Annotated in this window: 12 protein-coding genes and 1 pseudogene; 6 read left to right on the top strand and 7 right to left on the bottom strand. The window is 61.0% G+C overall.

The window, feature by feature from the left end; all coding sequences use genetic code 11:
* Nucleotides 1-56: 56 nt before the first annotated feature.
* The 4 genes from IM271_RS14400 (at nucleotide 57) to IM271_RS14385 (ending at nucleotide 2811) form a co-directional block, all read left to right on the top strand.
* Nucleotides 57-1145, top strand: a complete 1089-nt coding sequence (locus IM271_RS14400; RefSeq protein WP_193052777.1) for an oxidoreductase — start codon at nucleotides 57-59, stop codon at nucleotides 1143-1145.
* A 57-nt stretch (nucleotides 1146-1202) separates the two neighbouring features.
* Entirely contained in the window at nucleotides 1203-1946 is a 744-nt protein-coding gene (locus IM271_RS14395) for an SDR family NAD(P)-dependent oxidoreductase (protein ID WP_028012303.1), read from the top strand.
* A 183-nt stretch (nucleotides 1947-2129) separates the two neighbouring features.
* Nucleotides 2130-2432 carry a type II toxin-antitoxin system RelE/ParE family toxin gene (locus IM271_RS14390; RefSeq protein ID WP_052683010.1) on the top strand — a complete coding sequence of 101 codons (303 nt, stop codon included), beginning with the start codon at nucleotides 2130-2132 and terminating at the stop codon, nucleotides 2430-2432.
* A complete protein-coding gene (locus IM271_RS14385) occupies nucleotides 2407-2811 on the top strand; it encodes a helix-turn-helix transcriptional regulator (protein WP_193052776.1) in 405 nt (134 codons plus the stop codon). The genes IM271_RS14390 and IM271_RS14385 overlap by 26 nt, the downstream gene beginning before the upstream one ends.
* On the opposite strand, the gene IM271_RS14380 is transcribed toward IM271_RS14385, so the two are convergent.
* From IM271_RS14380 to entC, 7 genes are all read right to left on the bottom strand, one after another.
* Nucleotides 2808-3005 (bottom strand): YbdD/YjiX family protein, encoded by a 198-nt coding sequence (locus IM271_RS14380; protein ID WP_006809671.1) that lies wholly within the window; start codon nucleotides 3003-3005, stop codon nucleotides 2808-2810. The genes IM271_RS14385 and IM271_RS14380 overlap by 4 nt on opposite strands.
* Nucleotides 3006-3064: 59 nt before the next feature.
* On the bottom strand, nucleotides 3065-5170 hold the full coding sequence (gene cstA, locus IM271_RS14375; RefSeq protein WP_017694336.1) for a pyruvate/proton symporter CstA: 2106 nt from the start codon (nucleotides 5168-5170) through the stop codon (nucleotides 3065-3067).
* Nucleotides 5171-5319: 149 nt separating this feature from the next.
* A complete protein-coding gene (entH, locus tag IM271_RS14370) occupies nucleotides 5320-5733 on the bottom strand; it encodes a proofreading thioesterase EntH (RefSeq protein WP_193052775.1) in 414 nt (137 codons plus the stop codon).
* A complete protein-coding gene (gene entA / locus IM271_RS14365; protein ID WP_193052774.1) occupies nucleotides 5733-6488 on the bottom strand; it encodes a 2,3-dihydro-2,3-dihydroxybenzoate dehydrogenase EntA in 756 nt (251 codons plus the stop codon). Before entA ends, entH begins: the two co-directional genes overlap by 1 nt.
* Complete coding sequence (locus IM271_RS14360) at nucleotides 6488-7342, bottom strand: isochorismatase (RefSeq protein WP_028012298.1); 855 nt, start codon at nucleotides 7340-7342, stop codon at nucleotides 6488-6490. Before IM271_RS14360 ends, entA begins: the two co-directional genes overlap by 1 nt.
* Nucleotides 7343-7352: 10 nt before the next feature.
* On the bottom strand, nucleotides 7353-8963 hold the full coding sequence (gene entE, locus IM271_RS14355) for a (2,3-dihydroxybenzoyl)adenylate synthase EntE (protein WP_193052773.1): 1611 nt from the start codon (nucleotides 8961-8963) through the stop codon (nucleotides 7353-7355).
* Nucleotides 8964-8972: 9 nt separating this feature from the next.
* Complete coding sequence (entC, locus tag IM271_RS14350) at nucleotides 8973-10148, bottom strand: isochorismate synthase EntC (protein WP_193052772.1); 1176 nt, start codon at nucleotides 10146-10148, stop codon at nucleotides 8973-8975.
* 188 nt (nucleotides 10149-10336) lie between these two features.
* Here entC and fepB point away from each other — a divergent pair, with 188 nt between their 5' ends.
* Nucleotides 10337-11296 carry a Fe2+-enterobactin ABC transporter substrate-binding protein gene (fepB, locus tag IM271_RS14345; protein WP_193052771.1) on the top strand — a complete coding sequence of 320 codons (960 nt, stop codon included), beginning with the start codon at nucleotides 10337-10339 and terminating at the stop codon, nucleotides 11294-11296.
* Nucleotides 11297-11399: 103 nt separating this feature from the next.
* Nucleotides 11400-11534: pseudogene (locus tag IM271_RS14340) on the top strand (IS481 family transposase); the annotation flags it as partial.

Raw genomic sequence — 11534 nt, 5'->3', positions numbered from 1 at the left:
CATCCGGATGTCCAGACATAACATCGGGTTAGCGCTTGCGAAAAAAGGACAACACCATGAGCAACACCGACATCCGCGTCGTGCCCGGGCCGGCGAACTACTTCTCCCATTCCGGAAGCCTTACGCATCTGAATGACTTCTTTACCCCGGAACAGCTTTCCCGCGCGGTGTGGATTTACGGCGAGCGCGCAATAGAGGGCGCGCGCCCGTTCCTGCCGGAGAGCTTTAACGCGCCGGGGGCGAAGCACCTGCTGTTTAAGGGCCATTGCAGCGAGCGCGACGTCACCCGGCTGGTGAACGAATCCGGCAGCGATGCCAGCGTGGTGATTGGCGTGGGCGGCGGCGCGGTGATGGACACCGTCAAGGCCGTGGCGCGCCGCTTGGGCGTTCCGTTCGTGGGCATTCCCACCATCGCCGCCACCTGCGCGGCGTGGACGCCGCTCTCCGTCTGGTACAACGATGCCGGTCAGGCGCTGCAGTTTGAGATTTTTGACGACGCTAACTTTCTGGTGCTGGTGGAGCCGCGGATCGTTCTGAACGCCCCGGCGGAATATTTGCTGGCGGGCATCGGCGATACTCTGGCGAAGTGGTACGAAGCGGCGGTTCTCGCCCCACAGCCGGAAATCCTGCCGCTGACCGTGCGCCTTGGCCTTAACGGCGCGCTGGCGATCCGCGACGTGCTGCTGGAACACAGTGAGCAAGCGCTTGCCGACCAGCAGCGCGGCGAGCTAACGCAGGCATTTCGGGACGTTGTGGATGCCATTATTGCCGGCGGCGGTATGGTCGGTGGCCTGGGTGAACGCTACACCCGCGTGGCGGCGGCGCACGCGGTGCACAACGGCTTAACCGTGCTGCCGCAGACGGAAAAATACCTGCACGGCACCAAGGTGGCCTACGGCATTCTGGTGCAGAGCGCCCTGCTCGGCCAGAACGACGTGCTGGCGCAGCTGGTGGCGGCATACCGGCGCTTTAACCTGCCGACCACGCTTCGCGAGCTGGACGTCGACATCAAGAACCGCGACGAGCTGGATAAGGTCATCGCCCACACGCTGCGCCCGGTGGAGTCGATTCACTATCTGCCGGTGGCGTTAACGCCTGAGGCTCTGCGCGCCGCGTTTGAGAAAGTAGAATCCTTCCGCCGTTAATTGCGCCGACGGGCTATACCTAATGATGGTTCTCACCACTCTCGTAACGAGGTCATCATGCAGATCGATTTAACAGGTAAAAAGGCGCTGGTTACCGGCGCCAGCCGCGGGCTGGGTCGTGCGATTGCCCTGTCGCTGGCGCGCGCCGGTGCCGATGTGGTCATCACCTATGAAAAATCCGCCGATAAAGCCCAGGCGGTCGCCGATGAAATTAAGGCGCTGGGGCGGCACGGCGAGGCCATTCAGGCCGACAGCGCCAGCGCGCAGGCGATTCAGGATGCCGTCACCCATGCGGCACGCTCTCTCGGCGGGCTGGACATCCTGGTCAATAACGCCGGTATCGCGCGCGGCGGCCCGCTGGAGTCCATGACGCTGGCGGACATCGACGCCCTCATCAACGTCAACATCCGCGGCGTGGTGATCGCCATTCAGGAAGCGCTGGTGCATATGTCTGACGGCGGGCGCATCATCAACATCGGCAGCTGTCTGGCGAACCGCGTGGCACAGCCGGGGATTGCCGTCTACTCAATGACCAAATCTGCACTTAACTCCCTCACCCGCGGTCTGGCCCGCGATCTTGGCCCGCGCGGCATTACCGTTAACCTGGTGCACCCCGGCCCGACCAACAGCGATATGAACCCGGAGGACGGTGAACAGGCTGACTCACAGCGTCAGCTTATTGCCCTGGGCCATTACGGCCAGCCGGAAGACGTCGCGGCGGCGGTTACCTTCCTCGCCAGCCCGGCAGCCGGGCAGATCTCAGGCACCGGTCTGGACGTGGACGGCGGTTTGAACGCCTGATCGCAATATTCCTGCAAGCCTCTGTCGCCCGGCAGAGGCCTTGTCGAGCCGCCTCGACGGTTTGCGTTTTGCCTCTTACCTGCGCTTTTTTTCCGCTCTACAGTACCCCATAAGAAATTCGGAATTTATCTAATAGTCTTATTATTTCCTTATATTATGTGTGGGCGTACAGTGGAGGTACGGATGAAGATCGTGTGGTCAAAAACAGCAGAGAAGCAATTTTCTAAAATCGATACGCGATATCAGAACCGCATTAAATTCAGGCTGGAGAAGATGGATGATAAAACATCACCTGTCGCGGATATCAAGAAATTATCTTCTCCCGAAAACCACTACAGGTTGCGATCAGGTGATTACAGGGTCATTTACACCTTCGGAGACCCGCCGGGTGATACCTGTTACGTAGTGGCGGTAAAACGCCGGACAACCACCACCTACCTTCATGAGGAGCATACGGAATATGACTGTTCAGTTCATAAAGGATGAAGCAGGAAAAAAACAGTATGTTGTCATTCCCTACGATGAATATTTTCGCATGCGTTTAGCCATGCTTGAGTATGATGACGATGATGAAAGCGACTGGGAAGACATCCCTTACGAATCAGATATCTACGATAACGTAGGTTTACCGGGTGAAGTGTGCGACATCATGCATAGCGAGAACGTCAGTCTGCAGGCCGCGTGGCGTATCCTGCGCGGGCTATCCCAGCAGGAAGTGGCGGAAAAACTCGGCATCAGCCAGTCCGCCGTATCACAGCTTGAAGCGCTGGACTCCCGTCCGCAAAAGCGCACCCGCGAAAAGCTGGCGGCAATTTATGGCTGCAAGCAGGAGCAAATCAGCCTCTATTTACCGAAAGAGGGTTAACAGCACTTCGCCCCGCCCTTGCCGCCGTAGCGGGCGTCCTGGCGGTCGCGGAAAAACTCTTCGTAGGTCATCGGCGTCTGGTCAGGATGGTTGACGCGCATATGCTCGACGTAGTTGTCGTAATCCGGCACGCCAATCATCATTTTGGCGGCCTGGCCCAGGTACTTACCTGCTTTGGAGAGGGTGTCGAACATCATTCTGGTCTCACTGGAAATGTAGGCCGGGCAAGCGCTAGCGCCACCCGGCACATAGGTTAATGCGCCCCTTTCGCCTGGGTCACAATCTCGTCCAGGTTTTCAGGCATCGGCTCGTACGGCGTCTCTTTCGCCGTCGGCGTGTCGACCTTCAGCGCCGCCAGCGCGGTTTTCAGAGAATACAACGCCAGCACCACAACCACCACCATAAAGAAGATGGTCAGTCCGGCATCCAGACGGTTGTTGAACACCAGCTGCGACAGCTGTGACTCGGTGTACTGCGCCGGGATCTTACCGCTGTCGATCATCGCCTGGAACTTGTTGGCGATCGCCAGGAAGCCCACCTTATTGTCCGGGCTGAAGGCTTTTTGCCAACCCGCCGTCAGGGTACAGATTAGCAGCCAGGCGGTTGGCACCAGCGCCACCCACGCGTAACGCTGGCGCTTCATCTTGAACAGCACCACCGCGCAGAGCATCAGCGCCATGCCCGCCAGCATCTGGTTGGCGATACCGAACAGCGGCCACAAGGTGTTGATCCCGCCCAGCGGATCGACCACGCCCTGATGCAGGAAGTAGCCCCACGCCAGCACGCACAGCGCCGTCGCCAGCAGGTTAGCCGGGAGCGAATCGGTACGCTTCAGGTTCGGGGAGATCACCCCCAGCAGATCCTGGAGCATAAAGCGCGCCGCACGCGTACCCGCATCTACCGCCGTCAGGATAAACAGCGCCTCGAACAGGATGGCGAAGTGATACCAGAACGACACGTCCATCAGCCCGCCCAGCGCGCCGTGCAGGATGTAGGCCATGCCCACCGCCAGCGTCGGCGCCCCGCCCGCGCGGGAGATAATTGACTGCTCGCCCACCTCATTAGCGATATGCGTCAGCGTTTCCGGGGTAATGGCAAAGCCCCAGCCGCTCACCACCTGCGCGGCGGACGCTACCACGTCAACGGTACCGGCCGGGGCCAGTACCGCCATCGGGCTGTTCATCGCAAAGTAAACGCCCGGGTCGATAATGCAGGCGGAGACCAGCGCCATAATCGCCACGAAGGACTCCATCAGCATACCGCCGTAGCCAATCAGGCAGGCCTGATTTTCATTCGCCAGCATCTTCGGCGTGGTCCCGGAGGCGATCAGCGCGTGGAAGCCCGACACCGCACCGCAGGCGATGGTAATAAACAGGAACGGGAACAGGTTGCCGGTCCAGACCGGGCCGGTACCGTCGATGAATTTGGTTAACGCCGGCATGGTCAGGGTCGGGCGCATAATCAGAATGCCGATGGCCAGCCCGACGATGGTGCCGATTTTCAGGAAGGTTGAGAGGTAATCGCGCGGGGCCAGCAGCAGCCACACCGGCAGCACTGCCGCCACAAAGCCGTAGCCCACCAGCATCCAGGTCAGCTGCACGCCGGTAAAGTCGAAGAATGGTGCCCAGGTCGGGCTTTCCGCCACCCAGCCGCCGGAGATAATCGCAAATACCAGGAACACCAGGCCAATGACAGAGACTTCACCGATGCGCCCCGGGCGCAGGTAGCGAATGTAAATCCCCATAAACAACGCCAGCGGAATGGTAAAGGCGACCGTGTAGGTTCCCCACGGGCTGTGGGTCAGCGCTTTCACCACGATCATCGCCAGCACCGCGAGGATGATCACCATGATCATAAAGGTCGCCACCAGCGCAATCACCCCGGCGGTTGCCCCCATCTCCTCTTTCACCAGCTCGCCCAGAGAACGGCCGTCGCGACGGGTGGAGACGAACAGCACCATAAAGTCCTGCACCGCGCCCGCCAGCACCACCCCCGCGAGGATCCAGATCATCCCCGGCAGGTAGCCCATCTGCGCCGCCAGCACCGGCCCCACCAGCGGGCCTGCACCGGCAATCGCCGCAAAATGGTGACCGAACAGCACTTTTTTGTCGGTCGGCACGTAGTCCAGCCCGTCGTTATGACGCACGGCAGGCGTCATGCGCGTGCCGTCTACGCCCAGTACCGTCTTTGCGATATAGCGGCCATAAAAACGGTACGCAATGAGATAAATGCAGACGGAGGCGACGACGATCCAGAGCGCATTGATCTGCTCCCCCCGGTTGAGGGCGATATAGCCCAGGGCAAAGGCTCCCACAACGGAGAGCACCGCCCACGTAAGGTATTTCCCTGAGTTGTTCATAGTTGTTGTCCGTTGTTGTGAAACAGTGAGATGTTACATTTTGTTTCTAGAACAACGGATAAAATTTAACAACTTTGAAACGCAATAATGCGTGGTCAAACCAGAGATTTACACCACAGTGTTAAGCCGATCACTTTCAGCTGAATGACTTACCCCAGCACCATCGTGCTCAACCGACAGGTACAGCACCGCCGCCCCTGCTCGTCGAATACCACGATCTCCCAGCTCTGGCTCGAACGCCCCAGATGCAGCGGCTGACACACGCCGCGCACCTTACCGTGAGAGATCGCGCGGTGGTGCGTGGCGTTCAGCTCAGTGCCGACCACGCTCTGCCCGTCGCGGGTCATCAGAAAACCGGCCATTGAGCCCAGCGTTTCCGCCAGCGCCGCCGACGCCCCGCCGTGCAGCAGGCCAAACGGCTGATGGGTACGGGCATCCACCGGCATCTCCGCTTCCAGCGTGTCGTCCCCGAGGCGGGTATAGACGATGCCCAGATGCGCCACCAGGGTGTTTACGCTGGTGGCGTTCAGTTCTTCAAGCGATAAATGACGTTTCCAGATCATTACGCCCCCAGCGTGGAGCCGCCGTCCACCACGATATCCTGCAGGGTAATATGGCTGGCGGCATCGGACGCAAGGAACAGCACGGTGGCGGCAATTTCCCGCGGACGGGCGATTTTGCTGAGCGGAATGCCGAGCTTGAACTGCTCGCCAAAGCCGCGAATGCGCTGCTGCTCCGCATCGTCGCTTTTCCACAGGGTGCGCTGCATGTCGGTATCCGTTGAGCCGGGCGACACCAGGTTACAGCGCACGCCGCTGCCCGCCAGCTCGAGCCCGACGGTCAGCGCCAGGCTTTTCAGCGCCGCCTTCGACGCGCCGTAGGCGCTCATCCCGATGCGCGGGGTGTGCGCCGCGTCGGAGGCCACGGTCACTATCGCTCCGCCCTGCTGACGGCGGAACTGGCCCATCGTCTGCTGAAACAGGTTAAACGCGCCGCCGACGTTAACCGCAAAGGTCTGCTGCCAGTCCTCCTGCGAAAGCTCGTCCGTCGCGCCCATGCGCAGAATGCCCGCCGCGTTAACCAGCACGTCGAGGCGCTCAAGGGTGCCAAGTAAGCGCCCGCAGACGTCGCCCACCTGCGCCGCATCCGCCACGTCCAGCGTTTCGGTGGCAAACGGATAATCGTCCTGCGGGAAGGCCAGATCGAACCCGGTCACCCGCGCGCCCGCCTCCACAAAGGCCAGCGCGGTCGCATAGCCAATACCTTTACCCGCGCCCGTTACCCAAACCGTTTTACCGGTAAAATCGAACCCCGCCATCACTTCACCTCACGGGAGAGCAGCGCCCACCAGGCGTCAAGGGTCGGATTTTTCGCCAGCATCACGAAGTCGATGTCGCCGTGCACCTTCCGCCAGCGGGCGGCCAGCGCCATCATGCGCACCGAGTCCAGACCGTAGTCGATCAGGTTTTCGTCATCCATCGGCTCGTCGGACTCGTCCAGCAGCGGCAGGATCAGCGCGCGCAGCGCGGCTTTCGTTGCCGGAACGGACGGCAGCAGCTCGTCGGTCATCACCACGCGGCCAGAACGTCCTGCCACGTATTTCAGCGACATCAGGTGCTCGTCGCGGGTGAAGTCCGCCAGCGCATCGGCGATAAAGAACGGCTTGATGTCGCGCATAAAGGCATCTGTGGCGGTGGTCATGCAGCCGATATGGGCATAAACGCCGGTAATCAGCAGCTGGTTGCGGCCGGTCTCTTTCAGCATCTGCTCCAGCGGCGAGCGGTGAAACGCGCTGTAGCGCCACTTCACCAGCACGGTGTCCGCTTCGTCCGGCGTCAGTTCAGCCACGATGCGCTGCTGCTCCGGCGAGCGGGTCAGGCCCGGCCCCCACATGTCGTTCAGCAGGGCGCGGTCTTCATCGCTCTGCTCTTTCGGCTGCGCGGTGTAGTACACCGGGATATTGTGTTCTTTGCAGTACGCGCGCAGTTTAGCGATGTTCGCCACCACCTGCTGCATCATGTCGCTATTTTCGCCCCAGAAGTTCAGGAAATACTCCTGCATATCGTGGATCAGCAGCGCGGCGCGCTCCGGCTCAAACGCCCAGTTGACCTTGTTGGTCGGCAGCTCTGCGGCGGTTGGCAGCGCGTAAGCGGTTAATTTTGGAATGGCCATTCTCTGTTCCTCAGCCCCGGGCGCGTTCAGCAAGCCACAGGCGCAACTGTTTCTTATCAACTTTGCCGACCGGCGTGAGCGGAAGCGCATCCACGCTCTCCACGCGGTCCGGCAGCTTAAATTCGGCAACGCCCTGCTCACGCAGGAAGCGGCGCACCTCAACCGCGCGCAGGGGCTGTTTCACCACCAGATACGCACAGCTTTTTTCGCCCAGCAGGGTGTCCTCCATGCTCACCAGCGCGGCGTGGATCACCGCCTCGTGGCGCAGCAGCAGGTTTTCGATCTCTTCGGCGGCAATCTTTTCGCCACCGCGGTTGATCTGATCTTTCTCGCGCCCCTGCACGGTGATGTAGCCCTGCTCATCGATGGCGATCAGATCGCCGGAGCAGTAGAAACCGTTGGCATCAAAGGCGCTGGCGTTGTGCTCCGGGCTGTTGAAATAGCCGCGGAAGGTGTACGGGCCGCGCGTCATCAGGCGCCCGATTTCCCCGCGCGGGAGCGGGTTGCCGTCCTCGTCCGCCACCCACACCTCGTCGTCCGGACACATTGGGCGGCCCTGGGTGTTGATGATGCGTTCCGGTGCGTCGTCGAGGGCGGTGTAGTTCACCAGCCCTTCCGCCATGCCGAATACCTGTTGCAGCTGGCAGCCGATTTCCGCCGGAATACGCGCCGCGAGCGTGGCGGAGAGGCGTGCGCCGCCCACCTGGAGCAGCTTGAGGGATTTCAGCTGCGCGTTCCCCGCGCCGTCGGCAATCGCCTGCAGCCAGAGGCTCACCGCCGGAGGGACCAGCGACGTCACGTTGATCTGATGCTGCTCAATCAGCGGAAAGCAGAGCGTGGCGCTCGGATCGTTCGCCAGCACCACGCAGCCGCCCGCCGTGAATACGCCTAACGATCCCGGCGAGCTCATGGCGTAGTTATGCGCCGCGGGAAGCGCGTTCAGATAGCGGGTGTGCGCAGTGATGCCGCAGATTTCATTGCTGCGGCGGATGCTGTAGTCGTAGTCGTTGTGCGTACGCGGGATCAGCTTCGGCGTGCCGGTGCTGCCGCCGGAAAGCTGGAAGAACGCCACCTCGTCTGCGGGCGTCGGGTTCGGGATGAAGTTGTCCGCCGGGCGCGCAATCGCCGCTTCCAGCGCATGTTCACCCTTATCGCCGCGCAGCAGCACGGCGCGAACCGAGCGGTGTTCATCCACAAAGGTATTGAGAAAATCATCCCCCGCGAACAGGGCATGTTCGCGATCGGCGATCAGCACGGCGGGTTTGATCTGGGCGGCGTAGGCGTTCAGCTCGCTGCGCTGATGGCTAAAGAGCGCGTTAACCGGCGCGACGCCGATCTGCAGCAGCGCGAAAAAGGTGATGTAAAACTCGGCCACGTTGCCGAGCTGCACCAGCGCGGTCTCGCCGCGGTGCAGCCCCTGCGCCTGGAGGGCATACGCCAGATTCGTCACCGCCTCATTAAACGCGCGGTAGGTGATGTGGCGATCGTCGTCAATAATCGCCACCGCATCGCTTTGCGCATGGTCCGTCAGGATGTGGGTCAGCGGCAGATCCTGCCAGTAGCCTTTTTCACGGTAGCGGCGGGCAAAATCCTCAGGCCAGCGGGTGAAAGGGATGGTCATGAGTATTCCTTAGTGCAAACCAAACACGTTAAGCATGGTGGAGAGCTTCACGCCCGTCTCCCGCCACTCGCCCACCGGGGAAGAGGCAGGCACAATGCCCGCGCCGGCAAACAGGCGAACGGTATTTTCGCGAAGACGCGCGCAGCGGATGGTCACCACCCACTCGCCGTTGCCTTCGCTGTCGCACCAGCCGACGATGCCGCCGAACAGTTCGCGGTCGAAGGGTTCCAGCTCGGCAATCAGTTCTTTAGCCGCCTGATGAGGGAAGCCGCTCAGGGCCGGGGTCGGGTGCAGCAGGCAGGCCAGCGTCAGGGCGTTTTCGTTCTCGCGCGCGTCACCTTCAACCGGCGTCGCCAGATGCCACAGAGTCGGCGTGGTGATGAGCTGCGGGGAAGACGGCATGCTCAGGTGATGGCTGCGCGGTTCCAGAATGGCCTTCATCGCCTGGGTCACCAGGTCGTGCTCGTGGCGGTCCTTTTCGGAGGCCAGCAGCTTGTTGCCCGCCTCGCGATCCAGCACGTCGTCCGGCTGACGGCGCGCGGAGCCTGCCAGCGGCAGCGAGCTAAAGTGCGCGCCCTCTTTGCGCAGCAGCAGCTCCGGGCTGGCACCCAGCAGCACGCCACCGTCTTCCAGCGGTACGTGGAAGTTGAAGCTCGCCGGGTTCTGGGCGATCAGGCGCTCCATCAGGGCGCCGCTGTCCATGCGTTTATCGGTCGCGATATCAATCAGGCGCGACAGCACCACCTTGTTCACCTGCGGCGTGGCGGTCAGCGACGCGGCGCGGGCGACCATCTCTTCGAAGACGGGCTGCGGCGGGATCTCGGTGCGTTGTGCCACCTTCAGCGCCTGCGCGCCGGAAAAATAGCGTGCGGACTGCTGACGTGCGGGACGGGAAAAGGTCTCCCAGCGTTGCGGAATAAACAGCGAAGACGGCTTGCGGGTATCGAACGGGATGGCCCCTACCATGACGGGATGGGCGATGCCGCTGGCTTTCGCATCCCGGAAAGCCTGGGCTAATTTCTGCTGGAACTGCCCCGCCGGATCGTCTCCGCCGACGGCAGGTTCAGAGAATCGGGCAAAACAGCCTGAGGTGGTAAAACTGCGGTAAGGCGACATAAAGAAAAAGCTGTCTGATTGCAGCGTGGTCGCGGTGTGCTGAACTTCCTCAGCCAGGGACGTGTCCATATCATCCTCCTCAAAATGATAAAAGAAGCAATAATGATTATCATTTATATTTTCGTCGGCTAACCTAATCCCACAGCGCCCCGCTGTCAACCGTCGGGCCATTAACTTCTGCGACAAACGCTTGCATCCCTTCCCGGCAACCATGAAAATGAGAAGCATTATCTTCAATAAAAACAGGATGCCGCTCTGTGAAAATCGCTGCCGTTTGCCGCAATGCCCTTCTTCTGACAGGACTTTTTGTTTTAGGACTAACCTCAGCCACCGCCGCAGACTGGCCGCGCCAGGTCAACGACAGCCGCGGCGTGCACACGCTTGAGAGCAAGCCGACGCGCATTGTCTCCACCAGCGTGACCTTAACCGGCTCCCTGCTGGCGATTGACGCGCCGGTCATTGCCAGCGGCGCAACCACGCCGAACAACCGCGTGGCGGACGCGCAGGGTTTCCTGCGCCAGTGGGGGGATATTGCAAAACAGCGTAAGGTTGCACGGCTGTACATCGGCGAGCCGAGCGCCGAAGCGGTAGCCGCCCAGATGCCGGATCTGATTTTAATCAGCGCCACCGGCGGGGATTCCGCGCTGGCGCTGTACGATCAGCTCTCCGCCATCGCCCCGACGCTTATCATCAATTACGACGACAAAAGCTGGCAGGAACTGCTGACCCAGCTGGGCACGATGACCGGGCATGAGAAACAGGCCGCTGAACGCATCGCCGCGTTCGATAAACAGCTCGCGCAGGTGAAACAGCAGATGAAACTTCCGCCGCAGCCGGTGAATGCCATCGTCTACACCGCCGCCGCGCACACGGCAAACCTGTGGACGACAGAATCGGCGCAGGGCAAGCTGCTGCACCAGCTGGGCTTTACGCTGGCGGACCTGCCTGCCGGGTTGCAGACCTCAACAAGCCAGGGCAAGCGCCACGACATTATCCAGCTGGGCGGTGAAAACCTGGCGACGGGACTGAACGGCGAAGGGCTGTTCGTGTTTGCCGGCGACGAGAAAGACGTGGCGGCGATTTACGCTAACCCGCTGCTGGCGCACCTGCCGTCGGTGAAAAACAAGCGCGTGTGGGCGCTGGGAACGGAGACGTTCCGCCTGGATTATTACAGCGCGATGCTGGTGTTAGACAGATTGAATGCGTTGTTTAAGTAGGCATTTTCCCTCCCTCTCCTCATGGGTGTACGGTCCGGGGACATAGTGAACACTTGTTCGGGGACATGGTAGACACTTACAACTGAGGCATAAGTACCCGTTTATGGAGTCGCTTATGCCCTGGGATGCGAGAGATACCATGTCATTACGTACCGAGTTTGTGCTGTTCGCCTCGCAGGACGGGGCGAACATCCGTTTCCTCTGCCGTCAGTTCGGCATTTCTCCTGCCACCGGCTAC

This window comes from Enterobacter cloacae complex sp. I3 (assembly GCF_014896175.1).
GTDB classification, from domain to species: Bacteria; Pseudomonadota; Gammaproteobacteria; order Enterobacterales; family Enterobacteriaceae; genus Enterobacter; species Enterobacter bugandensis.
Note: the sequence above shows the minus strand (reverse complement) of the source record. Positions and strands in the feature narration are given on the sequence as shown.

Coding starts and splice junctions, on each gene's coding strand:
- IM271_RS14400 (WP_193052777.1), top strand. CDS start 57: ATGAGCAACACCGACATCCGCGTCGTGCCCGGGCCGGCGAACTACTTC.
- IM271_RS14395 (WP_028012303.1), top strand. CDS start 1,203: ATGCAGATCGATTTAACAGGTAAAAAGGCGCTGGTTACCGGCGCCAGC.
- IM271_RS14390 (WP_052683010.1), top strand. CDS start 2,130: ATGAAGATCGTGTGGTCAAAAACAGCAGAGAAGCAATTTTCTAAAATC.
- IM271_RS14385 (WP_193052776.1), top strand. CDS start 2,407: ATGACTGTTCAGTTCATAAAGGATGAAGCAGGAAAAAAACAGTATGTT.
- IM271_RS14380 (WP_006809671.1), bottom strand. CDS start 3,005: ATGTTCGACACCCTCTCCAAAGCAGGTAAGTACCTGGGCCAGGCCGCC.
- cstA (WP_017694336.1), bottom strand. CDS start 5,170: ATGAACAACTCAGGGAAATACCTTACGTGGGCGGTGCTCTCCGTTGTG.
- entH (WP_193052775.1), bottom strand. CDS start 5,733: ATGATCTGGAAACGTCATTTATCGCTTGAAGAACTGAACGCCACCAGC.
- entA (WP_193052774.1), bottom strand. CDS start 6,488: ATGGCGGGGTTCGATTTTACCGGTAAAACGGTTTGGGTAACGGGCGCG.
- IM271_RS14360 (WP_028012298.1), bottom strand. CDS start 7,342: ATGGCCATTCCAAAATTAACCGCTTACGCGCTGCCAACCGCCGCAGAG.
- entE (WP_193052773.1), bottom strand. CDS start 8,963: ATGACCATCCCTTTCACCCGCTGGCCTGAGGATTTTGCCCGCCGCTAC.
- entC (WP_193052772.1), bottom strand. CDS start 10,148: ATGGACACGTCCCTGGCTGAGGAAGTTCAGCACACCGCGACCACGCTG.